Annotated in this window: 21 protein-coding genes; 10 read left to right on the top strand and 11 right to left on the bottom strand. The window is 72.2% G+C overall.

Translation table 11 applies throughout. The features are described from left to right. The first annotated feature begins 195 nt into the window (after positions 1 to 195). From AB0I28_RS27850 to AB0I28_RS27840, 3 genes are read left to right on the top strand one after another with little or no spacing between them, the layout of a single operon-like run. Positions 196 to 3,468, top strand: a complete 3,273-nt coding sequence (locus AB0I28_RS27850; protein WP_357498166.1) for a S8 family serine peptidase — start codon at positions 196 to 198, stop codon at positions 3,466 to 3,468. A gap of 49 nt (positions 3,469 to 3,517) precedes the next feature. Continuing rightward, positions 3,518 to 4,024 carry a SigE family RNA polymerase sigma factor gene (locus AB0I28_RS27845; protein ID WP_357498165.1) on the top strand — a complete coding sequence of 169 codons (507 nt, stop codon included), beginning with the start codon at positions 3,518 to 3,520 and terminating at the stop codon, positions 4,022 to 4,024. Beyond that, positions 4,021 to 5,049, top strand: coding sequence for a hypothetical protein (locus AB0I28_RS27840; RefSeq protein WP_357498163.1), 1,029 nt, complete (start codon positions 4,021 to 4,023; stop codon positions 5,047 to 5,049). The genes AB0I28_RS27845 and AB0I28_RS27840 overlap by 4 nt, the downstream gene beginning before the upstream one ends. Positions 5,050 to 5,056: 7 nt before the next feature. Here the strand turns inward: AB0I28_RS27840 and AB0I28_RS27835 are convergent, their stop codons facing one another. Further along, the gene (locus AB0I28_RS27835; protein ID WP_357498161.1) at positions 5,057 to 5,995 is read right to left on the bottom strand and encodes an MBL fold metallo-hydrolase; all 939 of its coding nucleotides are present in this window, start codon (positions 5,993 to 5,995) and stop codon (positions 5,057 to 5,059) included. A gap of 107 nt (positions 5,996 to 6,102) precedes the next feature. On the opposite strand from AB0I28_RS27835, the gene AB0I28_RS27830 reads away from it, so the two are divergent. From AB0I28_RS27830 to AB0I28_RS27815, 4 genes are all read left to right on the top strand, one after another. Further along, on the top strand, positions 6,103 to 6,450 hold the full coding sequence (locus tag AB0I28_RS27830; protein ID WP_357498160.1) for a nuclear transport factor 2 family protein: 348 nt from the start codon (positions 6,103 to 6,105) through the stop codon (positions 6,448 to 6,450). Positions 6,451 to 6,513: 63 nt separating this feature from the next. Beyond that, positions 6,514 to 6,819: a type VII secretion target gene (locus AB0I28_RS27825; RefSeq protein ID WP_357498159.1), complete on the top strand. Its 306-nt coding sequence runs from the start codon at positions 6,514 to 6,516 to the stop codon at positions 6,817 to 6,819. Positions 6,820 to 6,829: 10 nt separating this feature from the next. Then, positions 6,830 to 7,906 carry a polymorphic toxin type 44 domain-containing protein gene (locus AB0I28_RS27820; protein ID WP_357498158.1) on the top strand — a complete coding sequence of 359 codons (1,077 nt, stop codon included), beginning with the start codon at positions 6,830 to 6,832 and terminating at the stop codon, positions 7,904 to 7,906. A gap of 44 nt (positions 7,907 to 7,950) precedes the next feature. Next, positions 7,951 to 9,201: an alpha-L-fucosidase gene (locus AB0I28_RS27815; protein ID WP_357498157.1), complete on the top strand. Its 1,251-nt coding sequence runs from the start codon at positions 7,951 to 7,953 to the stop codon at positions 9,199 to 9,201. Between the two features lie 8 nt (positions 9,202 to 9,209). Here AB0I28_RS27815 and AB0I28_RS27810 read toward each other — a convergent pair whose 3' ends face one another. The 6 genes from AB0I28_RS27810 to AB0I28_RS27785 form a co-directional block, all read right to left on the bottom strand. Beyond that, complete coding sequence (locus AB0I28_RS27810) at positions 9,210 to 9,872, bottom strand: hypothetical protein (RefSeq protein WP_357498155.1); 663 nt, start codon at positions 9,870 to 9,872, stop codon at positions 9,210 to 9,212. Between the two features lie 16 nt (positions 9,873 to 9,888). After that, the gene (locus AB0I28_RS27805) at positions 9,889 to 10,401 is read right to left on the bottom strand and encodes a DUF6286 domain-containing protein (RefSeq protein ID WP_357498153.1); all 513 of its coding nucleotides are present in this window, start codon (positions 10,399 to 10,401) and stop codon (positions 9,889 to 9,891) included. Positions 10,402 to 10,405: 4 nt separating this feature from the next. Further along, positions 10,406 to 10,729: a hypothetical protein gene (locus AB0I28_RS27800; protein WP_357498151.1), complete on the bottom strand. Its 324-nt coding sequence runs from the start codon at positions 10,727 to 10,729 to the stop codon at positions 10,406 to 10,408. Further along, entirely contained in the window at positions 10,726 to 11,232 is a 507-nt protein-coding gene (locus AB0I28_RS27795) for an Asp23/Gls24 family envelope stress response protein (RefSeq protein WP_357498149.1), read from the bottom strand. Before AB0I28_RS27795 ends, AB0I28_RS27800 begins: the two co-directional genes overlap by 4 nt. A gap of 26 nt (positions 11,233 to 11,258) precedes the next feature. After that, the gene (locus AB0I28_RS27790) at positions 11,259 to 11,453 is read right to left on the bottom strand and encodes a hypothetical protein (protein WP_357498148.1); all 195 of its coding nucleotides are present in this window, start codon (positions 11,451 to 11,453) and stop codon (positions 11,259 to 11,261) included. An 87-nt stretch (positions 11,454 to 11,540) separates the two neighbouring features. Further along, positions 11,541 to 12,998 (bottom strand): SDR family oxidoreductase, encoded by a 1,458-nt coding sequence (locus AB0I28_RS27785; RefSeq protein WP_357498146.1) that lies wholly within the window; start codon positions 12,996 to 12,998, stop codon positions 11,541 to 11,543. A gap of 103 nt (positions 12,999 to 13,101) precedes the next feature. On the opposite strand from AB0I28_RS27785, the gene AB0I28_RS27780 reads away from it, so the two are divergent. Continuing rightward, positions 13,102 to 15,063: a prolyl oligopeptidase family serine peptidase gene (locus tag AB0I28_RS27780; RefSeq protein ID WP_357498144.1), complete on the top strand. Its 1,962-nt coding sequence runs from the start codon at positions 13,102 to 13,104 to the stop codon at positions 15,061 to 15,063. A 43-nt stretch (positions 15,064 to 15,106) separates the two neighbouring features. Here AB0I28_RS27780 and AB0I28_RS27775 read toward each other — a convergent pair whose 3' ends face one another. Continuing rightward, on the bottom strand, positions 15,107 to 18,241 hold the full coding sequence (locus AB0I28_RS27775) for a PDZ domain-containing protein (protein ID WP_357498142.1): 3,135 nt from the start codon (positions 18,239 to 18,241) through the stop codon (positions 15,107 to 15,109). Between the two features lie 128 nt (positions 18,242 to 18,369). On the opposite strand from AB0I28_RS27775, the gene AB0I28_RS27770 reads away from it, so the two are divergent. Continuing rightward, positions 18,370 to 19,179 carry a DNA-formamidopyrimidine glycosylase family protein gene (locus tag AB0I28_RS27770; protein ID WP_357498140.1) on the top strand — a complete coding sequence of 270 codons (810 nt, stop codon included), beginning with the start codon at positions 18,370 to 18,372 and terminating at the stop codon, positions 19,177 to 19,179. 1 nt (position 19,180) lies between these two features. On the opposite strand, the gene AB0I28_RS27765 is transcribed toward AB0I28_RS27770, so the two are convergent. Next, the gene (locus AB0I28_RS27765) at positions 19,181 to 19,831 is read right to left on the bottom strand and encodes a ThuA domain-containing protein (RefSeq protein ID WP_357498139.1); all 651 of its coding nucleotides are present in this window, start codon (positions 19,829 to 19,831) and stop codon (positions 19,181 to 19,183) included. Positions 19,832 to 19,908: 77 nt separating this feature from the next. On the opposite strand from AB0I28_RS27765, the gene AB0I28_RS27760 reads away from it, so the two are divergent. Then, on the top strand, positions 19,909 to 20,904 hold the full coding sequence (locus AB0I28_RS27760; protein WP_357498137.1) for a hypothetical protein: 996 nt from the start codon (positions 19,909 to 19,911) through the stop codon (positions 20,902 to 20,904). Between the two features lie 42 nt (positions 20,905 to 20,946). On the opposite strand, the gene AB0I28_RS27755 is transcribed toward AB0I28_RS27760, so the two are convergent. After that, positions 20,947 to 21,168: a hypothetical protein gene (locus tag AB0I28_RS27755; protein WP_357498135.1), complete on the bottom strand. Its 222-nt coding sequence runs from the start codon at positions 21,166 to 21,168 to the stop codon at positions 20,947 to 20,949. A gap of 364 nt (positions 21,169 to 21,532) precedes the next feature. Continuing rightward, complete coding sequence (locus AB0I28_RS27750; RefSeq protein ID WP_357498133.1) at positions 21,533 to 22,387, bottom strand: sugar phosphate isomerase/epimerase family protein; 855 nt, start codon at positions 22,385 to 22,387, stop codon at positions 21,533 to 21,535.

The raw sequence follows: 22,387 nt of genomic DNA, 5'->3' as shown, positions 1-22,387 counted from the left end.
GCTTCGGGCCGGCGGCTCCCGGGGGCGGGCGAGGCAGGGGGCGGTCGCTTGTGGACGGTCGTCCGCCCCGGCCGCCCCCTTCGCAAGGCCCCGCGAACTTTCTCGCGAAGCCGGGCATAGATCGGCACACCTCGAACTGTCTGCGACTGCGGCGCGCTCCCCCTTGGCGCGCCACAGTCGCAGTCAGGAGACAAGGTGCGCACGAGACCCCTGCCGTTCACTCGCCTGCTCGCCGCCACGGCGGCCTTGGCCGTCGTCGCGAGCGTGGTGACCACCGTCGAGCCCTCTGGCGCCGCCGCCGCGAGCGAGGGCCGTACCGATCCGGTCGCCGGGACCGGCCGCGTCACGCTCGTCACCGGCGACCGGGTGACCCTCCGCCGAGTCGGTGAGCAGTTGCAGCCCGACATCGAGCCCGCGCGCGGCCGCGAGGGCATCGCCTTCGAGGTCCGGCGGCACGGCGGGCACCTCTACGTCCTGCCCGCCGACGCGTTGCGGCCGCTCGCCGAGGGCAGGGTCGACGACAGGCTCTTCGACGTGGCCGCGTTGATCGCCGCCGGTCACGGCGACGAGGCCACCGGCGCGGTGCCGCTGATCGTGCGCGGCGGGTCCGTCGCGGGTGTCACCGCGCGGATGCCGGGCCTGGGCATGTCGGCGGTCGCGCACACCAAGGCCGACCCGGTCCTGTGGCACCAGGTCACCGACGGCGATGTCGCCCAGCTGTGGCTCGACGGGACGCGGCGGGTCTCGCTGGCCGAGTCGGTGCCGCAGATCAAGGCGCCCCAGGCATGGGAGGCCGGTTACGACGGCGAAGGCGTGACCGTCGCCGTCCTCGACACCGGTGTGGACGCCACGCATCCCGACCTCGCCGGCCGCGTCATCGAAGCGCGCGACTTCACCGGCGGCCCGGACGGCACCACCGACACCGTCGGCCACGGCACGCACGTCGCCTCGATCATCGCCGGCAGCGGCGCCGCCTCGCAGGGTCGCTACAAGGGCGCCGCGCCCGGCGCCGAACTGCTGGTCGGCAAGGTCTGCCCCGACAGCTCCTGCCCCGACTCGGCGATCCTCGCCGGGATGGAGTGGGCCGCGCGGTCGGGCGCCGACGTGGTCAACATGAGCCTCGGCGGACCGGACACGCCCGGCGTCGACCCGCTCGAACAAGCCGTCGCCGAACTCAGCGAGCAGTACGGAACCCTGTTCGTGGTCGCCTCCGGCAACAGCGGCATCTCGGCCCCGGTCGACTCCCCCGGCAGCGCCGAGCAGGCCCTGACCGTCGGCGCGGTCGACAAGAGCGGTGTGCTCGCCGAGTTCTCCAGCCGCGGTCCCCGCGTCGGCGACGCGGGACTCAAGCCCGACATCACCGCGCCCGGCGTCGGCATCGTCGCCGCCGCAGCCGCCGGCGGCCAGGTCGGCGAACCCGCCGGCGAGGGCTACGTCTCCATGGACGGCACGTCCATGGCGACTCCGCACGTCGCGGCCGCCGCGGCGATCCTCAAGCAGCGCCACCCCGGCTGGTCCGGGCCGCGTCTCAAGGCCGCTCTGATGGGCTCGGCGAGTCCCGCCGAGGCCGTCAGCGCCTACGACCAGGGCGCCGGTCTCGTCGACGTGGCCGCGGCCGTCGAGCAGCGGGTCACGGTCACTCCCCCGTCGGTGTCGGCGGGGCCGGCGAAATGGCCGCACACCGACGACGCGCCCGTCACGCGCACCCTCACCTACCGCAACGCCGAGAAGTCGCCGATCCTGCTGAGCCTGGCCGTCACCGGCTCCGGGCCCGACGGGGCCGCGCCCGCCGGAATGTTCACGCTGGACCGCTCCTTCGTCATCGTCCCGGGCAAGGGGACCGCGAAGGTGAAGCTCACCGTCGACACGACCCGCGGGGGCGCCGACGGCCTCTACTCCGGCCGTGTGACCGCGACCGCGCGCGGCATCACGGTCACCACGCCCGTGGCCGTCGACAAGGAGACCGAGAGCTACGACCTGACCATTTCCCTGCGCGACCGCGACGGCTCGGCCGCCGCCGACTACCTGCTCGGCGTCGTCGACCTCGACCGGTCCGAGTACCACTCCGACCACGACCCCGACGGCACGCTCACGCTGCGGCTCCCGAAAGGCCGCTACCACCTCGACGCGGTGATCAACGAGGACGGCGGTGTCTCCTCACGGCTCAACCGCCCGCTCCTCGACCTGTCCGCCGACACCTCGCTCACCTTCGACGCCGCCGTCGCGAAGCCGGTGACCGTCACCGTCCCCGACCCCTCGGTGTCGGTGGCCCGCGCGACGGTCGGCTACCAGCGCCTGTGGCCCACCGGTTCCTTCGACTCGATCGTGTTCGGCTCGAACCTGGAGAACCTGTACACCGCGACCGTCGGCGAACCGGTCGGCCGCGAGGACCTGCGGGCCCTGGTCTCGGGGACGTGGGCGGTGCGCGGCGCCGACGGCACCACCTACGCCAGCCCGGTGGCCTACCACCTGGCCTGGTACTTCTACGGCTCGATGCCGACCGGCGTGGTCCGCGACATCGCTCTGGACCGGCTGGCGCGCACCGAGGTCACCTACCGTTCGCAGGGCGAGGGCAAGTCGGGCTACAAAGGCTGGATCCCGCTCGACCAGGACGGCTGGCACGGCGGGATCTGGCTGCGGATCGCGAAGCTGCCCACCACGCGCACGGAGTATCACAACATCGAGGACGGACTGACCTGGCACAGCGAGTTTCAGCAGGTCACCGTCGACGCCGACGACGTGGCCACGACCGAGCACCTGATCCGCACCGGTCCCTACGCGCACGTCGCCGGCGGCGTCTACGAGCAGACGGTCAACGCGGCCGTCAGTGGTCCGGGGCTGCGCTACACCGACGAGCCGATGCTGTCCCGCAACGGCGACACCATCACCGCTCTGGCCATCTCGCTGACCAGTGACAGCACCCCCGACTCGCACGGCTACACCTATCTGGACTCCTCGCGCACGGCGCTCTACCGCGAGGGCGTGCTCGTCAAGGAGTTCTTGTTCCGCGAGGGCTTCGGGATCTTCGCGGTGCCGGCCACCGAGTCCGCCTACCGGCTGGAGGCGGAGGCGGTGCGCAGCGATTCACCGTTCTCGACACACGTCTCGGCGGCGTGGACCTTCCGCTCGGGGCACAACGACCTGCCGTCGGACGCTCCCGAACCGCTGCCGCTGACCATGGTCAAGTTCGCGCCCGAGGGCCTCGACGTGTACAACTACGCGCGGGCCGGATCCCTTGTGCGGGTGCCGATCTCGGTGCAGCACCAGACCGACGTCGGCCTCGCCTCGCTGAGCGTCGAGGTGTCCTTCGACGACGGCGGCACCTGGGCGCCGGCGCCGGTCGACGGGATGGCGGTCTCGATCGCGAGCCCCGACGGTCCGGGCTTCGTCTCCTTGCGCGTCAAGGCGACCGACACCGAGGGCGACACCGCAGAGCACACCGTCATCCGCGCCTACGGGGTGCGCTGATCCAGGCGGCGGGCCGGGGTATCTTCCCCCGGCCCGTCCAGGAGGCCGAATGAGACCCGAGCACGAACGCGAGTTCCGCGAGTTCGTGACCGCGCGCTCGGCCGACCTGCTGCGCACGGCGTACTACCTGACCGGGGACGCCCACCGCGCGCAGGATCTGCTGCAGACGGCGCTGCTGTCGTGCGCGCGGCGCTGGTCGCGGATCCGCTCCTGGGACCAGCCGATGGGCTACGTGCGCAAGGCGATGTTCCGCCACCAGATCAACTGGTGGCGGGTGCGCCGCAACCGGCTGGAGGTGTCCACCGGCCACATCCCCGACCACGGCCACGATCCGGTCTCGGCGTGGGTGATCCGCGACGACCTCATGACCGCCCTGCGGCAGCTGCCGCCGCGCCAGCGGGCCGTGGTCCTGCTGCGTTACTACGAGGACCGGCCGGAGAGCGACGTGGCCCGGATCCTCGGTGTTTCCATCGGCACCGTCCGCAGCCAGGCCGCCAAGGCCCTGGCGAAACTGCGGACGCGCCACGGCGAGCTCGTCTTGACGGAGGACGGATGACCGAGCACGAGCGGGTCCGCGACGAGTTGCGCGCGCTGCCCGAGACCCCTGTCCCCGAACCGCCGGCCGACCTCGCCGACACGGTGCTGGACCGGCTCGGCCGGCGGCGCCGGGCGATGGGCGCCGGGATCGCCGTGCTGGTGCTGGTTCTGCTGGTGGCGCTGCCGCTGGCGTGGGTGGACCAGCCCCGGCAGGGCGCGCCGCCGGCAGGGCAAGGGTCCGATCTGGACGTTCCGGGGCTGTCGGCGCCCGGTGGCGGGCCGATGATGATCCAGGTCTACACCGTGGCCGGGAACTCCTTCGTGTTCGACCCTCGAACCGGGGCCTACCGGGGTTTCGCGCTGCGGATCGTCTACTCGGCCGACCTGGTGTGGTCGGCGGCGATGAAGGACGGGAAGGTCGGGGTGGCCACGCGCGAGGCACTGCTGCGAGACGGCGAGAGCGCGCTGTCGTGGCTGGACGTCCCGCCCGCCGACGGCGCGGTCTGGGCCCCCGACGGGAGCGCGCTGCTGGTCACCGAGATCGACCGCTCCCTGGCCCACCGCCACGACCCGGCGACGGGGACCACGACGGCCATCCCGCTCGACCACTACGAACTGGCCGCGCCGCTGGCCTGGGCGGGCGACTCCGAGAACTACGCGGTGACCCTGGCCAAGGCGGGCCGGCCGTCCGGTACGCAGTACGTCGACGGCGACGGCAAGGCCTTCGCGCAGATCGAGGGCGGCCCCGGGCACGTCGCGGGCTACTCGCCCAACGGTCTGTACGGCTACTGCGACGGCTTCATGAAGACCTCGACGGTCTTCTACGCCCAGACCGGGACCATGGAGTGGTCGCTGCCGACGCGTGACGGCTTCGCCGGCTGGTACGACGACGAGGTGGTCGCGCTGGTCGACGCCTCGACGCTGGAACTGGTCCTGGTCAACGTGATCGTGAACAAGGTGATCGAGCGTGTCGCGCTGCCGGTACTGCCCGAGTCGGTCCAGATCGGACCCACTCCCGACCCGGGCCTGGCCTTCGGGTTCTAGGGGACGGTCATGGCCGCATGCCGAAGTTTCGGCGGATGCGTTCCCACTGGAGCCGCCGGTCCTGGCGGTGGCGTTCGTCCATGGCGAGCCCGTTGAAGATCGCGAAGTCGTCGAAGACGTGGGCGCCCGGGAGCTCGGCGACCGAGAGGGCGGCATCGCGGATCTCGGTCAAATGGGCCACCGGCATCTCCAGCTCCGGCTCGCGCGGCTGGTAGGGGGAGCCGATCGGGTAGTCGCGGCCCGGTCGGCGGGTCATCTCGATATGACAGCCCATCACGTGCGAGACCGGGCGCGTGGCGGCGAAGTCGACGAGCCGGTCGAGGCTGTCGGTGAAGGCCGGGAAGTCGTCGACGCAGAGGCGGCCCCGGTAGACGGTGTCGCCGGTGACGAGGAAGCCCGAGTGCGGGTCGAACACCGCGATCGAGGCGCGGTGGTGCCCGGGGATGCCGACGATCTCCAGCACCCGGCCGCCGAGGTCGTAGCCGACGACCTCCTCGGGCCAGGAGGTGAAGCCGAAGAAGTCGGCGACCTTGTCGGGCTCGCGTCCGACGATCGTGGTCGCCGGCCGTCCCTCGAACTGCGGATCGCCCGCCACGTGGTCGCCGTGGCCGTGGGTGTGCGCGACGATCAGTTCGTAGCCCTCGCGGGGGTGGGCGGCCAGGTGCGCGTCGATGATCTCGTCGACGGCGCCGCGCACCGGGCACACGGCGGGGTCGGCGACGTCGCCGGTGTCGAGAAGCAGCGCGCGGTCGTTGCCGCAGAACAGGTAGAGGAAGGGCGCCTCGTGGGTCACGTCCTTGCTCTGCCGCAGGATGTAGGTGAACGGGTCGTGGGCGTAGGTCTGCAACGGCGGGTCGGTGCGGCCGGAGCCCCGCGCGGTGCCGTGGATCCAGTGCACATCGAGCGGGGACGGGGCGAGCGGCTCGCCGCCGAAGTTGATCACCATCGCTCGACGGTACACGTCGGCGGGCGGTGGTGGATGTGGGCCGTCCGGGTGCCTTCGGGCCGGTTGTCTGGGAGGCTGGGGCGATCCGGCGAGGCAGGGAGGGCGACATGACCGCCATCGAGGTCGTACGAGCGGTGTTCGCCGCGTATCGGGCGCAGGACCGGGCCGCCGCGGAGGCGCTGGTCGCCCCGGACTTCGTCTTCACCAGCCCGCAGGACGACCGCATCGACCGGGCGGCCTACTTCGAGCGCTGCTTCCCCACCGCCGACCGCTTCCTGACGCAGGTGCTCCTCCAGGTCGTGCCGGGTGAGGGCGACGACGTGTTCGTGCTCTACGAGTACGAGTTGCGCGAGGGCGGGCGCTTCCGCAACGCCGAGGTGCTGACCGTGCGCGGCGGTCAGGTCGCCGAGACCCAGGTGTTCTTCGGGGGCCGGGCCGAGAACCCTGAAGGGTAACCGTTCCATCACGGTCCACTGGGGATTGTCCACTGAGTACTGATTGCACTACCCTCGTCACTCATGAGAATCGACCCGCAGAAGGTCCGGCAGCTCGCCAGGCGGGTCCGCGACGCCGCCGACGACATCGAGTCGGCCGCGCGCGGCCGGAGCCCTCAAGTCGAGTCGGCGCACTCGGGGATGAACGGCTACTCCGCGGCGGCCGAACTCCAGCGGATCAGCTCGCAGCTCGGCACCCAGCTGCGCGGCCTGCATCCGCGCACCACCGCCCTCGCCGGGGCCATGGAGACCGCCGCGGCCAACCACACCGCGAACGACCAAGCCGAGCGCGAGCGCTTCCTCCGCCACCTCAACACCCTCAAGGACTAGGGCGGCCCCCATGGTGACCTGGACGCAGTTACGCCGCACCGACGTGGCCGGCATCGACCAGCGTGCGGAGGTCGCGCTGAAGCTGTCGGCCGAGATCCGCGGCTACACCGACCACATCGAGAGCGCGCACAAGGGCATACCGGCGGCGTGGGAGGGCGAGGACGCCACCGCCGCGGCGACCGCCGTCGCCAACCGCGCCAACGACTACAACCAGGCCTCGCACGCCTACCGGATGATCGCCTCGGCCCTGTCGAGCTTCACCGTCACCGTCCGGCACGCGCAGCGCTTCGCCGAGGAGGGCGAACACTGGGCGGCCAAGGCCGGGTACCGCGTCGAGGACTCCGGGACGCTCGTCCCGGTGCGGCCGGTGCCTTTCGGCAACGGGATGCTCGCGATGGCGCAGGGCGCGGTGCGCCGGGCACTGGAACTGGCCCGGCAGGCCGACACGCGGCTGTCGGCGGAGTTGTCGTCGGTCGTGCTGCCGACCGCTCCCGGCGAGGTCCGGCCGCAGCGGCTCGATCCCGACCAGTTCGACGAGATCGCCGCCTACATCGCCGACGAGATGCGCCGCAACGCGCTGAGCCCGGAGGCGGCCGACATCAAGTACTGGAACCGGGCGGTCATCCCGGTCGTCGCGCACGCGAAGTTCTGGGACATGGTCGCCACCGGGCATCCCTGGGACCACAAGTGGCAGATCGCGCAGAAGTGGGGCATGGACACCGGCGACCTGAACTCGCTGTACTCGTGGGTCGACGAGAAGAACGCGGGCCTGCGCTACGACGTGTGGTCCAACATCCACTACGGCTATGTGGGCAGGCACGCCGGTTTCAGCGAGCAAGGGCTCCTCGACTCGGCCAACGCGACCTGGCTGCCGGGCACCGGCGGGCAGATCGACGCCGCCGACGACGTGGCCATCCGGCTCGGCTACGACCTCTACAACCGCTATCCGCCCGACCAGATCACGCCCGCGCTGGTGCGCCAGACCGTCATCGACGCGTGGCCGAAGTTCGAGGCGGCCACGGCGGCGCAGCGGCTGGCCAACGAGGCGGCGGGCAAGGATCCGGGAAGGTTCCTGGTGATCGAGTAGCGGCACTTCCGGGCGGGCGCCGCCCGTAGTAGTCTCCGTCGATCATGAGCATCGTCCCCACCCCGCGGCAACTGGCCTGGCAGCGCGCCGGTTTCGGCCTCTTCTGCCACTTCGGCGTCAACACCTTCCACGCCAAGGAATGGAGCGACGGGACCCTCCCGGCCGCCTCCTTCGATCCGAGCGACCTCGACGCGCGCCGGTGGGCCGACGCGGCGGCCGGCGCGGGGGCGGAGTACCTGGTCTTGACGGCCAAGCACCACGACGGCTTCTGCCTGTGGCCGACCGAGACGACCGGCTACTCCGTGCGCTCCTCGCCGTGGCGCGACGGCCGCGGCGACGTGGTCGGCGAGGTCGCCGAGGCGTGCCGCGCGGCCGGCATCGGCTTCGGCGTCTACCTGTCCCCCTGGGACCGCAACGCCGACTGCTACGCCGACCCCGCCGCCTACGACGACTTCTACGTCCGGCAGCTCACCGAGCTGTGCACCGGCTACGGCGAGCTCTTCGAGATCTGGTTCGACGGCGCCGGCTCGGAGGGCCGCACCTACGACTGGGACCGGTTCATGGACGTCGTGGCGACCCATCAGCCGGGCGCGATGGTGTTCAACATGGGCCGGCCGACGATCCGCTGGGTCGGCAACGAGGACGGGCTGGCCGCCGACCCGTGCGTGTACGCCGTGGCGCACACCGAGAAGTCGATGTTCACCGGCGAGGTGGACACCCTCGGCGCGACGGCCTACCTGCCGCCGGAGTGCGACGTCCCGATCCGGCAGAACTGGTTCTGGCAGCCCGACGACGCCCACACCCTCAAGAGCCTGCGGCACCTGATGGCGATCCACTACCGCTCGGTCGGGCTCGGCGCGGGGCTGCTGCTGAACGTGGCGCCGGACCGGCGAGGGCTGTTCGACGACGCCGACGCCGCTCGTCTCGCCGAGTTCGGGGCCGAACTCGGCCGCCGTTTCGGGGCGCCGGCCGAGGCCGTGCTCGACGTCGCCGACGGCGAGGTCGTCGCCCGCTTCGGCCGTGAGCTCGTCTTCGACCACGTCGAGCTGCGCGAAGACCTGGCCGAGGGGCAGGCGATCACCTCGCACGCGGTCCTCGCCGACGGAACCGAGCTCGCGGCCGGCGGGACGGTCGGTGTGCGCCGGATGCACGCGGTCGGACCGGCCCGTGCGAGCGAGCTGCGGATCCGCCTCGGCGGCGGGCGGCTGGAGTCGGTCGCGGTGCACCTGACCGGTGTCGAGCGGGCCGAGGAGCCGGAGGAGCAGCCGGAGAGGCTGGACGGAAAGCTGATGTGAGCGCCGGGTCAGTGGACCCGGCGGTCGGGTCCGCCGGCGGGCCGCACGGTCACGTCGAGGCGGGCGGGCCGAAAGCCGGTGGTCTCGCCGAAGCGGTCGAGAACCTCGCCGACCTGCTCGCGCGCGTCGGCGACGGTGGCCTGGGGCTTGAGGTCGAGCCTGATCCAGGCGACGGGGTCCGGCGCGTCGCCGGTGAGCGCGACGGCCGCCTTGGTCACGGCGGCACCGGTGGCGAGGTCGCGTTGCAGCGCGTGCGTCATGCCGCCCGAGCGGACCCGTGTGCGGCCGACGCGCGGGGAGGCCACGGCGGTGGCGGTGCCGCCGCCTTTGACGTCGAGGGCGACGTAGTCGGTGGGTTCGATCGGCACGATCGCGGTCTCGGGGGTCCGCTCGAACTCCAGGTCGCCCATGCCCGACTCGCCGCGCTTGCGCAGCTGGCCGCGCAGGAGCAGCAGGCCGATCAGGGCGACGATCACGCCGGCGGCGATGACGACCGGCAGGCTCCAGGAGCCGCCGCGCCGCCACAGGTCGAGGACCTCGGGGCCCAGGACCGGCGTGTCGGCCGAGAAGTTCGGGAACACGCCGAAGTGGACGAGCACGCCGCCCACTCCCACGGCGGTCAGAACGACTCCCACGATCGTCCACAGGACCCTGTTCCCGGTGTCGGTCACCGCTGCCCCTCCTTGTTCACGAGACCCGCCTCGGGCGTGTCATGCGGACCTTCACCCGGCCGGCGGGCGCCGACATCCGCTCCAGTTCGGCGCGGACGGTCTCCTCGACGTCGCCGCGCGTTGCGGGGTCGCCCGAGGCGCGCAGGTCGACGCGCCAGCCCTTGCCGAGCCTGGCGCGCGCTCCGCTGACGCCCGGCAGGCCGTCGACGGCTCCGGCGACGCCGAGTTCGGCCGAGCGCCGGCGCACGAACCAGCCCTCGGCGCCTTCGACCGGCAGCCGCTCGGGCCGCCACGGGCGCAGCTGGGAGACGAGTACCAGCAGGCCGAGAACGCCGACCGCGATCGCGATGGCGAGCACCATGCGGTCGGCGAAGGTGATCGAGGTGAGCGTGTCGTACCAGCTGTTCAACGGGACCAGCAGCGGTTCGCGCCCGGCGGCCACCATGATTCCCTCGACGGTGACGAGCAGTCCGCCGGCCATGAGCGCCAGAGCGAGCAGGATGGCCACCAGCCGGTTCGTCACGCGCATCGGGTCACCTCCTCTTGGGCAGCGGCAGGTTCGCCAGGTCCAGGTCGGCGACGGTGACCGTGACCGGCCGGTCGTCGTTCTCGGCCGCCAGGCGACCGGCGACGACCTCACGGACCTTCTCGGCGACAGGTTCGACCGGGACGCGGTCGACGGCGACGTGTACTTCGACGACGTCCCCGGCGAGGCGCAGTCCGGCGACGCGGCCGCCCGCGAAGTGCGTGGCGACCTCGACGGCCGAGGTGGACACCAGCCTGGTGACGCCCGGGACTTTCACGACTGCGTCGTGGAGTTCCTTGGCGAAGGCTCCACGGTCATGGGCGTGCGTCACTGGACCCGCGGCTCCTTGTCCTTGTCCTCGTCGTCGCCTTCGACGAACACGTCATCGACGTTGATGTTGACCTCGACGACCTTGAGGCCGGTCATCTCCTCGACGCGGTCGATGACGTTGCCGCGCACGGCGTCGGTGACGTCGACGATGCTCTGCCCGTACCAGGTGACGATGTCGAGGTCGACGGCCGCTTCGAGTTCACCCACCTCGACGGCGACGCCCTGGCCGAGCGACTCACCGGTGCTGCCGGGGACCATGGAGCGCAGCTGGCCCATGCGGCGCGACATGCCCGCGCCCATGGAGTGCACGCCGGGGATCTCGCGGGCGGCGAGCCCGGCGATCTTCTCGACGACTCCGTCGGCGATGCGGGTCTTGCCGTGCTCGGTCTCCATCTGGGTACGTGCCAGGCCGGTCGACGGCGGGCGCTTCGGGCCGGGTTTCGGCGGCGAGATATCGCGCTTGGCGTCTTCGCGGGTGGGCGTGTTCGTAGCGGTGTCCGCCATGGTCTGCCTCCTTGCGTAGTGGATCGTCAGCGCGACTTGGTGCCGCTGGGAGTGAACCTGCCGACCAGGTCGGCGACGTCGACGTTCCCGTCGAGGACCCGGCCGATGAAGAACCCGATGGCCCCGACGATGAGGGCGCCGATCGCGGGCCCGATGCCCGCCACGGCCCACAGGCCGACGAACAGGAAGCCCGCCAAGAAGCCGAACTGCTGCTGAGACATCGAAAGCCTCCCTTTGTCTTGCGTCGGAACCGGCGGGTCGATCCCGGACAGATTATCCATATCAACCCGACCTTTCACGCACAACGGTCATTTCGCCCGCTCGGCGGCCCGGCCGATGTTGCGGGCCATGCCGCCGAAGACGACCGCGTGGAAAGGAACCACCGAGGCCCAGTACGCGTGCCCGGCGAGGCCTTTGGGCAGGAACACCGCGCGCTGCTCGTAGAGGCTGCCGTCGCGATGCGGCCGCACGCGCATCTCCAGCCACGCGCGGCCGGGCAGGCGCATCTCGGCGCGCAGCCGGAGCAGTTCGCCGGGCACGATCTCCTCGACCCGCCAGAAGTCGAGCGCCTCCCCCAGGCGCAGGCGGCGGGGGTCCCTGCGGCCCCTGCGCAGCCCGACACCGCCGACGGCCCGGTCAAGCCAGCCCCGCACGGCCCAGGCCAGCGGGAAGGAGTACCAGCCGCGTTCGCCGCCGACGGACTCGATGACGTCCCACAGGGCCTCCGGCGAGGCGTTCACCGCACGCCTGCGGACATCGGTGTACACCGAGCGGCCCGACCAGGAGGGGTCGGTGGGCAGCGGCTCGGCGGGAGCACCGAGGACGGAGGCGTTGGCCCAGCTGGTCTCCACGGTCGACTCGGCGATCCGGCGCAATGCCAGGCGCACGGCGGTGTCGAAGCCGGTGAGACCGCCGGGAGGGTCGGGGACGTAATCGGCGATGTCGTGCTCGGAGGCGACCGCCTCGTGGACGAGACTGCCGACCAGTGGCCGGGCGATCGCGTTCGGGACCGGTGTCACCAGCCCCACCCAGTGCGAGGACAGCCAGGGTGACAGGGCGCGAACCGGGAGCAGGACGCGCGGCGGCAGGCCGGCGACACGCGCGTAGCGCTGCATCATCTGGGCGTAGGTGAGCACGTCGGGCCCGGCGATGTCGAAGCCCCGGTTCACCTCGGCCGGGAACGCCCCGGGCGCGGCGGCCAGATAGTGCAGGACGTCGCGGATGGCGATCGGCTGGACCCTGTTGCTGACCCATCGCGGTGTCACCATGACCGGCAGGCGCTCGGTGAGGTGCCGCAGCATCTCGAAGGAGGCCGAGCCCGAGCCGATGATCACCGCCGCCCGCAGGACGGTGGCGGGCACCTCCGCGTTCAGGAAGATCTCGGCGACCTCGCCGCGCGAACGCAGGTGCGCCGAGACGTCCGGGCCGTGCACGACGGGACCGCCGAGGTAGACCACGCGGGTCACGCCGGCCTTTTCGGCCGCCTCGGCGAGGTTGCGCGCCGAGCGGCGGTCGACCCGGGCGAAGTCGCGCCTGCCGAGGGCGTGGACGAGGTAGTAGACCACCTCGATCCCGTCCAGGGCCTCGGCGATGCCCTTACCGGTGGCGACGTCGCCGACGGCGACCTCGACCCGCGGCGACCACGGGATGTCGCGCAGGCGGTCGGGTGAACGAGTGAGGCACCGGACGTCGTGGCCCTGGTCGAGCAGGAGCGGCACGAGCCGTCCGCCCACGTAGCCGGTGGCGCCCGTGACGAGGATCCGCATGACCCATGATCACTCGCGGGGGCGACCTTCGCGGCCACTTCGCCTTGTCCGGGGCAGGCTCGACGTGCGCCGCGGCTCCCCGTTGCTCGCTAGAGTCTGGATGATGCGCTACCCCGATGCACGCCGCGGCGACGCGGTGGAGGAACGCCACGGCCAGGTCGTGCCCGACCCGTACCGCTGGCTGGAGGACGAGTCCCCCGAGACCGCCGCCTGGACGAAGGCGCAGGACACGCTGGCCGGTGAGTTCTTCGGCGCCCTCGCGCAGCGGCACGAGACGTGGCGGCACCGCCTGGCCGCGCTGGAACGACCGTCGATCGGCGTGCCGAAGGCGGCCGGCGAGCGAACCTTCCTGACCGTGGCGGTTCCGGGCGCCGAACATCCCGTGCTCGTCCTCGTCGAAGCCGACGGCACCGAACGGGTGATCCTCGACCCCGCGCAGCTCTCGGCGAGGGCAACGGTCACCCTCGACGCCTACGACCCCTCCCCCGACGGACTGTTGCTGGCCTACCAGGTCTCCGACGAGGGCGACGACCGCTCCTCGCTGCACGTCCTCGACATCGAGAGCGGCACGACCTTCGGTCCGCCGATGGAGACCGGCTGGGCCGGCGACGTGGCGTGGCTGCCCGACTCGGCCTCCTTCATCTATCAGCGGCCCACCTCGGGCCCCCGCCTCTACGACCTGTGGCACCACGACGTCGGCACCGACTGGGAGGCCGACACCCTGGTGCTGGCCAGTTCGGGAGCCGACGCGGCCGAGTACGAGCTGTCGGTCGACCCGTCGGGGCGGCGCCTGGCGGTGACCGCCGAGCACAGCTCCTACCTGCGCACCGACGTGCACGTCATCGACCTGGAATCCGGTGCGGCCGAGACGGTCCAGACCGGCCGCGACGTGCTCACCTACGCGCGCTTCGGCCCCGACGGCCGCCTGTACCTGCTCACCGCCGAAGACGCGCCACGCTGGCGCCTGGTCGTCGTCGAGGACGGGACGTGGCACGACGTCATCGCCGAGGACGCCGACATCCTCTACGCCTACACCTTCACCGACAACGGAATCCTGGCCGCCCACCGCCACGACGTCGTCAGCGAGCTCAGCCTCCACGACCCGGCCGGCGAGGATGAGCCCCGGCCGGTTCCCCTGCCGGGCAGGGGAAAAGTCGAGATCGGCGGCGGGCTGGTCTACACCGACCACATCACCCCGCCGGCGCTGCTGCGGCTTCCGCCCGGGCCGGACACGCCCCTCGCGGTGGGCGAGTTCGACCCGGTCGAGGGCGTGCGGGTCGACCAGCTCTTCGCCACGTCGGCCGACGGGACGAGGGTTCCGCTGTTCCTGCTGTCCCCTTCGGACATGCCGCTCGACCGTCCACTCCCGACGATCGTGGAGGGTTACGGCGGCTGGAACGTGTCCTGGCCGCCGGAGTACCGGCCGCTTCGACTGGCGTGGGTGCTGGCCGGTGGGCGCTACGCGATGACGAACCTGCGCGGCGGCGGCGAGTACGGCGCCGAGTGGTTCGCCGGAGGGATGCGCGCCCACCAGCAGAACCCGGTCGACGACTTCATCGCCTGCGCCCGGCTGCTGGTGGAGTCGGGTGCGACCGACTCGTCGATGATGGGCGCCAGCGGCGGCAGCAAGGGCGGGATCACCGTCGGGGCCTCGATCACGCAGGAGCCGGAGCTGTTCGCCGCGGCGGTGATGTCGGCGCCGATGCTCGACATGGTCCGTTTCGAGCGGCACGGCGAAGGCTCTCAGTGGATCAACGGCTTCGGCAGCGCCGAGGACCCCGAGCAGTTCGGTTGGCTGCGCGACATCTCACCGCTGGCGCGGGTGCGCGAGGGCGTGGTCTACGCCGACTCGCTGTTCACGATCTTCGACAACGACAGCCGGGTCCATCCCGCTCACGCCCGCAAGATGTGCGCCGCACTCCAGTACCGGCGGCCGGAGTCGGCCGGCCCTGTCCTGCTGCGGCGCAAGGCGGAGGCCGGACACGGCGCCCGCTCGGCGAGCCGGACCCGCGACCTGCAGGCCGACCACCTGGTCTTCCTCGCCGACCGGCTCGGGCTGGAGTGAGGGCCCGGCGACCATCCCTCATGGACGGTCGCCGGGCATCGGGTCACGGTCGCGGCGGGAGCGCCGGCCGCGCCAGGTTCGGCTTCGGCGCCGCCCGGTGCTCGTGCGCCGGACGCTTGTCCAGCTCGGTCAGCGCCAGCTCGATCGCGGTGTCCAGCTGCGGATCACGCCCGGCGGCGTAGTCCTGCGGGGACCGCTCGACGTGGACGTCGGGGTCGACGCCGTAGTTCTCCACGCCCCACGAGACGTCGTCGAAGGAGATGGCCATCATCGGCTGGAAAGTGTTGGAGTTGTCGGCGAACAACTGTTTGCGAAGCCCGCCGATGACCCCTCCCCAGGTCCGCGTGCCGACGAGCGGCCCGAGCCCGAACATCCGAAACCCCTGGGCGAACATGTCGCCGTCGGAGCCGCAGTACTCGTTGACCAGACCGACCAGCGGCCCGCGCGGCGACTCCAGCGGGTAGGGCTGCGTCCGGCCGGGACGCCAGTGGACCTGACCGATGCGGCGGCGCACGAGCTTCTCCAGCACCAGCGGCGAGAGATGGCCGCCGGAGTTGTTGCGGGCGTCGACGATCAGCGCCTCCCGGCCGTACTCGGCCAGGTAGGAGCGCATGAACTCGCCGTACCCGGCGGTCATCATGCCCGGCGAGTGCACGTAGCCGACACGGCCTCCGGTGGCCTCGTGGACCTTCGCCCGGTTGAGCGCGACCCAGTCGCGGTAGCGGCCGGCGTACTCGTCGCCGATCGGGGTGACCGTCACCGTGCGGACCTGCCCGCCGGAGCCGCGGACGGTCAGCTCGACCGGGGATCCGGCCTGGTTGACCAGCTCCGGGCCCGGCCCGGTGCGCGGGTCGACCTCGCGCCCGTTGACGGCGAGGATCTCCTCGTCCTCGGCGATCCCGGCGAGGTGCAGCGGCGAGGTGGCCTCCGGGTTCCAGCGGTCGCCCTCGATCAGCGCCGTGACACGCCAGGTCCCGGTGCCCTCGTCGAGGACGAGGTCGGCACCGAGCAGGCCCGTCGATCGGCGGTCGGAGGGCACCGGCGGGACGAACTCGTGGTAGGTGTGGGAGGTGCCCAGTTCGCCCTGCAGGTCGAGGAGCAGGTCGGCGAGTTCACGTCGGCTGGCCACAGTGGACAGCAGCGGCTCGTATCGCGCCCAGGCGTCATCCCAGTCGATGCCGGACATGTCGGCGGTCCAGAAATGGTCGCGCTGCGCCCGCCAGGCCTCGCGCAGGATCTGGCGCCACTCCTCGGCCGGACGCACGCGGACCTTGACGCGGTCGAGGTCGAGGCGGCCCTCGTCGCCGTCGGGCGCCCGCCCGGCAGGAAGCACCCGCCAGCTGTCACCGCTGCGGTAGATCATGGTCGACAGGTCGGCCGACAGCCACACGTCGGCGACGTCGCCGGCGATCCGGGTCGTCTGCGCCGTGGAGAAGTCGAAGACCTCCAGGGTGTCGGTGACCTTCCCCAGCGGCTGCCGCCGGTCGAGCTGCCCGCTGGACACGCCCGACAGCAGCAATGCCCGGCGTCCGGGAAGCCCCACAACGCGCTTGTAGCGGCCGTCGGGGACATCGAAGCGATGGATGCGACGGGTGATCCCGTCGAGCACCACACCCTCGCCTTCGCGCTCACCGTCCTCGAAGGGGGAGCCGAGACCGGGCCGCAGCTCGACGGCGTAGGGCCGCGATCCCTTCAGGAAGGCCAGATCCAGGTGCGTCGCGTCGTAGACGCCGTCGAAGTCGCGGAAGCCGACGAAGTACAGGTAGTTGCCCTCGGGGTCGAAGGACGGCCGGAAGTCGTGCAGGACGCGCTCGGCGACCGCCGCGCACTCCCCGCTGTCCACATTGACCAGTCGCAGACTCGCCCGGCCCTCCCCTTCGGGATCGGTGCCCTCCTCCGGGAAGCGGTAGGCGATCCAGGAGCCGTCGGGCGAGTAGACGGCGTCGAGCAGGGCGCCGTCGTCGCCCCGGTCGAGGACACGCGAGGTGCCCTCGGCGAGGTCGACGTGGATCAGCTCGTAGCGCTGGTTGACCACGGCGACCGCGCCCCCGCCCGGGGCCACCGCGAACTCCAGGACCGCACCGAGATCGAGGTCGAAACGGCGCTCACCCTCGCCGTCCAGGACGACGAGCCGCTCCTCGGGGCCGTCGTCGGAGGCGAGGCCCACCAGGCGCTCGCCGTCGAGGTACTTCAGCAGGCGGTAGCGGGTCAGGCCGGGATCGCCGTGGCGGCGGACCGGACCCTTGCCGACGTCGAGGCTGAAAGCCTTGCCGCGGGCGGTGATCGCGACCCGGGAGCCGTCCGGCGACAGCGCCGCCGTCTGGGTGAACGGGGCGGCGGGCACGAAGGTCTCGGCCAGTGCGGCATGCGGGGTCTCGACGCTCACCTCGACGCGGCGGGGCCGCGAGTCGGCGTCGGCGGAGTCGAGCAGGTACAGCTCGGCGGCGGCGTGGTAGACGAGCCGTTCACCGTCGGAGGAGCCGAGGTTGCGGGCGTAGAAGACGTCGTGGTCGCTGTGGCGCCGCAGGTCGGTGGTGTCGAAGGCCACGCTGTAGACGTTGCCGACGCCCTCGTGGTCGGAGATGAAGAACAGCCTGCCGAGGGCGATGCGGGGAGCGGTCAGGTTCCCGTTGAGCTCGGTGAGGATCCGCCGGTACTCGCCCGTCCCGTGCTCGTCCCACCAGATCGCGCCCTGGGTGCCGCCCCGGTACCGCTTCCAGTGCGCCGGGTCGGCCCAGTTGCGAAAGACCAGGGACGGGCCACCCTCGGCCGAGGCGACCGTCGCGCCGGAGACCTCCGGCCGCCGCCGGGGCGAGCCCCCGTCGGCCGGTGCCTCCCACAGCAGCGGTTCGCGCACCGACCCGGCGGCCGAGGCGTAGCGGACGAAGCGGCCGTCGGGGGACCAAGCGGTCGTCAGGATCGGCGCGCCCTGCCAGGTGAGCTGCCGCGTCCGGCCCGAGGCGAGGTCGAGGACGTGCAGCTCCGGGGCGCCGTGGGCGGCGCTGATGTAGGCGAGCCTCGTCCCGTCGGGAGAGAAGGAGGGCAGGGCCGCGGCGGCGCCGTTGGTGAGCCGCGTCGCGCGGCCGCCCTCGACGGGGACGGTCCACAGGTCGTCCTGGGCGGTGAAGACGATCGTGTCGCCGTGAATCGTCGGAAAACGGGGATAAGGGCTCGACATGGAGGAACTCCAGGGGTGAGACGCCGTGTTCACAGACTCCGAAACCTAGTCGTTCCGGGCCACGGGCGCCGCCCTGTTCCGCTGCGGGCAGGATGGGGGTACCCCCAACCGCACGAACGGGAGCCGCCATGCCCGAGGGCCACATCATCCACCGCCTGGCCGGGACCTACACCGAGCGCTTCGCGGGACGCAAGGCCCGCGTGACCAGCCCGCAGGGCCGTTTCGCGGAGAGCGCCAAGCTCCTCGACCGCCGGGAGATGCAGGACGCCGAGGCCTACGGCAAGCACCTGTTCCTCGGGTTCGGGCCGCGCGGATGGGTGCGGGTGCACCTGGGGCTGTACGGGAAGGTCGCCTTCACGCCCGGACGCGGCGGCGAGGCGGTCGGGCAGGTGCGGCTGCGGGTGGCCAACGTCGACTGGTTCGCCGACCTGCGCGGGCCGGCGGCCTGCGAGCTGATCGGCGAGGGCGAGCGCGCGGCGGTCCTCGACCGGCTCGGCCCGGACCCGCTGCGGGCCGACGCCGACCCCGAGCGGGCGTGGCGGCGGATCTCGAAGTCGAGGACCAGCATCGCCGCGTTGCTGATGAACCAGGAGGTCGTGGCCGGTGCCGGCAACATCTACCGCGCCGAAGTGCTGTTCCGGCACGGGATCGACCCCTACCGGGAAGGCCGGGCCGTCACGCGCGCCGAGTGGGACGCGATCTGGGCCGACCTGGTCGCGCTGATGCGGCTCGGCGTGGAGGCCAAGCGGATCGACACCGTGCGCGAGGAGCATTCGCCGGAGGCGATGGAGCGCGCGCCGCGGGTCGACGACCACGGCGGTGAGGTGTACGTCTACCGGCGGGCGTCGATGCCGTGCCACGTGTGCGGGACGCCGGTGTCGCAGGCGGTCATGGCCGGGCGCAACCTGTTCTGGTGCTCGGTGTGCCAGGCGGACTGACCTAGGCGCCGGTGGCGTAGCGGATCCCACCGAGGACGTGGTCGAGGAAGGCCGGTTCGGCGAAGGACTCGTCGGTGTGGCCGAGGGCGGTGTAGAAGGCCCTGCCGCGACCGAGCTCGTGGTACCAGGCGAGGGGGTGGTCGGCGCCCATCTCGGCGCCCTCGTAGCTGCCCTCGTCGACGGTGAGCAGGACGTTGACGCGGCCGCGCGGGTTCTGGGAGAACTCGTACCACTCGTCGAAGCGCGCCCACGGCTCCGGCAGGTGCGCGGTGGAGGCGTGGCCGGTGTCCTCGACGTGGATCACGCCCTGCTGCGGTCGCGGGTGGCGGGTGAAGCGGGCGCCGACGAGTTCGCCGTACCAGGGCCAGTCGTACTCGGTGGTCGAGGCGGCGTGGATGCCGACGTAGCCGCCGCCGCCTTCGACGTAGTCCTTCAGGGCGGCGCGCTGGGCGTCGTCGAAGACCTGCCCGGAGGTGGACAGGAACACCACGGCGGCGTAACGCGCGAGGTTGTCGGCCGTGAAGGCGGCGGAGTCCTCGGTGGCGTCGGCGGTGTAGCCGCCTGCGGCGGCGAGCGACTCGACGGCGGCGACCCCGGTGGGGATGGAGTCGTGGCGGAAACCGGTCGTCTTGGAGAAGATCAGCAGGCGCATCCGGGCAGCCTACGCGTGGTGGAGGGCGTGTGGCACGCTTGTGGCGTGACCAACAGAATCGAGCACTTCGCCCGCTGATGGACTCGCCGAACGAGCGCGGTGCGCTCGGAGTCCGTACGCCGTCCGTCTACGAGAACGCGGTCCGGCGACTCGCCGAGCACCGCGAGGGGGCGTTGCGGCCCGCGCTTCCCGACCGCGCCGAGAACGACCGGCAGACCCGCGAACGGGTCCCCGCCGGGGAGCGCGAACCGCGCATCGTCGCCGAGATCGAGCGATACCTCACCCTGCCGGAACGCTCACCGCGTTTCCTGCACGCACGGCTGTCCAAACTGGACCTCATCCACGACCGAGGCCCGCTGCCGGCCGGGCGGAAGTTCGCCGCCGCCGACGAGCGGCTGGCCGAGGTCGGGCGCCGGCTGGCCCGTTACGCCTCCAACCGCGTCCCGCTCATGGTCGGGCTCGCACTGCTGGAAGGGCGCGCCGGGCCTCCGGACGCCGAGGTGCTGCGGCACCTGGCGCTGTACCCGGGGGCGGTGGGCGCCGCGGCGGTCCGAGTTCTGGCGGCGATGCCCGAGCCGGTCGGCGACCTGATGTGGATCGCCGGAAACCTCACCCAGCACCTGTCGAGGAACGCCGCCGTGGCCTGGCTGCTGCGGCACGGCCTCACCGGGCCTGACGACCGAAGCCGGGACAACGCCATGGCCGTGAGCGAGGCGGTGGACCTGCCCGCGGCCTTGCGTGATGGCGGCGACGACGTCGGCCTCGTCCGGCATGCCGCGTACCGGCTGCTGGCAATGCCGCGACAGGACCGCGGACGAGGCGCGCTGCTGCGCTACCCCGGCGCGATCGCGGCCTACACCGCCTTCGCCGAGGCCCGCGCCGTACTGCCAGTCGAGGATCACGGGCTCGTGTCACGGATCCTCGACGACCTGCACTTCCATGTCCCCGCGCTGCCGGCCTGGCCGGAAGACACCCGCAAGGCGGCGGCGGAGCGGCTCCTGGCGCTGCTGGGGCCGGGATCGGCTGCGGCCCAACGGGTTCACGACCACCGCAGCGCCGAACACCCCACCTGACCCTCGATTCCGGCGGGACACCCGTCCCGCCGGAAACGAACCTCAGCCCGTGGGGTCTCCCCCACTTCCGCTGACGCCGCCGGGATCGCCGTCGTCGGCGGCGATCCCCGTGGGGTCGCCCCCACCGCCGCTGTTGCCGCGCGGGTCACCGTCGTCGGCGGCCGCGACGGCCCCGGTCAGTGCGCCGACCGCCAAGGCGGCCGACAGGACCGCCGCCGCGAATGGCGCCGGCCGGCGTACCGCGGCCTTCGTGGACTTCGACATCCGTCCGCTCCCATCTCGCCCGGGCCCGCGCCCGGATCGCTCGTCCGAGCATCCGGGGCGCCGGCTCCCGGAGTTCGCACGGTGGGGAAACCTCGGGGGCATCGCGTACCGCCCGGACGCGCACGATCACCACGGCGGGCGGGCGAATCGGGGCCGCTGCCGCGCGTCGGGGGCGCGCCGGATCGGTGCGGCCGCATAGCCTCGCACTCCGGGACCGCCAGGATCTTCACTCGGGACACCGCCGCATTCACCGGCGAGGTCCCGTCGTGGCGCCGACGCCGGGGCGGTCGGAGGACGGCCCCAGCCGACCGCCCCGGCCCCAGTGCGTGTCCGGTGAGCCCCACAGTGGCCCACCGGACACGCCTTAGGAAGTCAGCCCGCGCAGGAACTCCAGCCCGTCGACGGCGAGGGCGTCCTGTGTCTCGGCGAGCGGCCGCCAGATCGACGCGGCGGTCGCGATCGTGGCGTTCTCGCCCGTGAAGGACTCGATCACCAACGGCCCGGTGTAGGCGATCTCGGCGAGCGCGCCGAGGATCGACTTCCAGTCGAGGTGGTCGGCGCCAGGCGCGCCCCGGTCGTTGGCGCAGACCTGGACGTGGGCGACGCGGTCCTCGGCGAAGCGGATCGCCTCGGCGATGTTCCGCTCCTCGATGTTCATGTGGTAGACGTCGAGGGCCAGGCCGCAGCCCTCTTCGGGGAGGCCGTCGAGGGCGTCGAGGCCCTGTTCGACGGTGTTGATCAGGGAGGTCTCGTAGCGGTTCAGCGGCTCGATCGCCACCGTCACGCCGGCCGCCAGCGCGTGCTCGACGACGGGCCCGAGGCCGTCGCGGAGTTCGGCGTAGGCGGCCTCGCGTTCGGCGTCCGACATGCGCCAGGTACGCCCCACCGAGGTGTACGCGGGACCGGCGATGACGGGACTGCCGACCTCGGCGGCGACGTCGACGACGTGCCGCAGATAGTCCTGTGTGGACGACACGACCTCGGCGGACGCCCCGACCAGCTCACGACCCGGGCCCATCACCAGCACCACGCTGGCGGACAGGCCCAGGTCGGCGAGCAGTCGGGCCGCGCGGCCGGGGTTCCAGTCACCGGGCGCCTCGACGGGCAGCTCGATGAGGTCGAAACCCCGGTCGCGCACCATCGGTGCGAGCTCGGCGAGACGGTCGTCGGTGAGGGGCGACGTCCAGACCCACGTGTTCACGCCGATGGCATGGCTCAT

The sequence above is a fragment of the Phytomonospora sp. NPDC050363 genome (assembly GCF_040655735.1).
Lineage (GTDB): Bacteria > Actinomycetota > Actinomycetes > Mycobacteriales > Micromonosporaceae > Phytomonospora.
Note: the sequence above shows the minus strand (reverse complement) of the source record. Positions and strands in the feature narration are given on the sequence as shown.

Excerpts from the sequence above, each read along its gene's own strand:
- AB0I28_RS27845 (WP_357498165.1), top strand. The coding sequence starts at position 3,518 with ATGAGACCCGAGCACGAACGCGAGTTCCGCGAGTTCGTGACCGCGCGC.
- AB0I28_RS27840 (WP_357498163.1), top strand. The coding sequence starts at position 4,021 with ATGACCGAGCACGAGCGGGTCCGCGACGAGTTGCGCGCGCTGCCCGAG.
- AB0I28_RS27835 (WP_357498161.1), bottom strand. The coding sequence starts at position 5,995 with ATGGTGATCAACTTCGGCGGCGAGCCGCTCGCCCCGTCCCCGCTCGAT.
- AB0I28_RS27830 (WP_357498160.1), top strand. The coding sequence starts at position 6,103 with ATGACCGCCATCGAGGTCGTACGAGCGGTGTTCGCCGCGTATCGGGCG.
- AB0I28_RS27825 (WP_357498159.1), top strand. The coding sequence starts at position 6,514 with ATGAGAATCGACCCGCAGAAGGTCCGGCAGCTCGCCAGGCGGGTCCGC.
- AB0I28_RS27820 (WP_357498158.1), top strand. The coding sequence starts at position 6,830 with ATGGTGACCTGGACGCAGTTACGCCGCACCGACGTGGCCGGCATCGAC.
- AB0I28_RS27815 (WP_357498157.1), top strand. The coding sequence starts at position 7,951 with ATGAGCATCGTCCCCACCCCGCGGCAACTGGCCTGGCAGCGCGCCGGT.
- AB0I28_RS27805 (WP_357498153.1), bottom strand. The coding sequence starts at position 10,401 with ATGCGCGTGACGAACCGGCTGGTGGCCATCCTGCTCGCTCTGGCGCTC.
- AB0I28_RS27795 (WP_357498149.1), bottom strand. The coding sequence starts at position 11,232 with ATGGCGGACACCGCTACGAACACGCCCACCCGCGAAGACGCCAAGCGC.
- AB0I28_RS27790 (WP_357498148.1), bottom strand. The coding sequence starts at position 11,453 with ATGTCTCAGCAGCAGTTCGGCTTCTTGGCGGGCTTCCTGTTCGTCGGC.
- AB0I28_RS27785 (WP_357498146.1), bottom strand. The coding sequence starts at position 12,998 with ATGCGGATCCTCGTCACGGGCGCCACCGGCTACGTGGGCGGACGGCTC.
- AB0I28_RS27780 (WP_357498144.1), top strand. The coding sequence starts at position 13,102 with ATGCGCTACCCCGATGCACGCCGCGGCGACGCGGTGGAGGAACGCCAC.
- AB0I28_RS27775 (WP_357498142.1), bottom strand. The coding sequence starts at position 18,241 with ATGTCGAGCCCTTATCCCCGTTTTCCGACGATTCACGGCGACACGATC.
- AB0I28_RS27770 (WP_357498140.1), top strand. The coding sequence starts at position 18,370 with ATGCCCGAGGGCCACATCATCCACCGCCTGGCCGGGACCTACACCGAG.
- AB0I28_RS27765 (WP_357498139.1), bottom strand. The coding sequence starts at position 19,831 with ATGCGCCTGCTGATCTTCTCCAAGACGACCGGTTTCCGCCACGACTCC.
- AB0I28_RS27760 (WP_357498137.1), top strand. The coding sequence starts at position 19,909 with ATGGACTCGCCGAACGAGCGCGGTGCGCTCGGAGTCCGTACGCCGTCC.
- AB0I28_RS27755 (WP_357498135.1), bottom strand. The coding sequence starts at position 21,168 with ATGTCGAAGTCCACGAAGGCCGCGGTACGCCGGCCGGCGCCATTCGCG.
- AB0I28_RS27750 (WP_357498133.1), bottom strand. The coding sequence starts at position 22,387 with ATGAGCCATGCCATCGGCGTGAACACGTGGGTCTGGACGTCGCCCCTC.